Here is a 497-nt window from a genome sequence, read left to right as displayed (position 1 = left end):
GGTACCGGCGGGACGTGGCGGCGGAGGTGGAGTTGATGGAGGCGCAGCGGGACTGGCTGGAGGCCGAGCTGCTGGCCTTCGCCCCCGGGCGCACCCCGGCGGATTTGGGGAAGAAGGCCCGGCGGGTGCAGGCGAAGATGGGTCCGGGGGTGCTGCGGGAGCGGGTGAAGGCCGCCGGGGAAAAGCGCGGGGTCTGGGTCGAACCCGGAACGGACGGGATGTCTCGGATGCACGCCGAGCTCCACGCGGTGGACGCGGTGGCGATGATGGACCGGATCCAACGCATCGCCACGACCCTGCACCGCGTCCAGGGCGAGGAGCGGACCATGGCGCAGCTGCGCGCCGACGTCCTGGCCGCCCTGGTGCTGGGCACCGAGGACGGGGACACGTGGGCGAACATCAAGGCCGAGATCATGGTCCTGCTCCCGCACGACGTCCTCACCGGCGACGCCGGCACCCTCCTGGAAACCACCCTCGCCGCCATGGACACCACGGAC

General features: G+C 72.0%; 1 protein-coding gene. It reads left to right on the top strand.

The genetic code is table 11. The annotated features are described in order from the left end of the window. A partial coding sequence (locus tag ACHAAJ_RS15580; RefSeq protein WP_435729158.1) for a DUF222 domain-containing protein occupies positions 1-497 on the top strand: 497 nt, incomplete at both ends.

The organism is Arthrobacter arnarulunnguaqae, from assembly GCF_051262515.1.
Classification (GTDB): Bacteria; Actinomycetota; Actinomycetes; order Actinomycetales; family Micrococcaceae; genus Arthrobacter_N.
The sequence above is the reverse complement of the archived record's forward strand: the minus strand, read 5'-3'. Positions and strand labels throughout refer to the sequence as shown.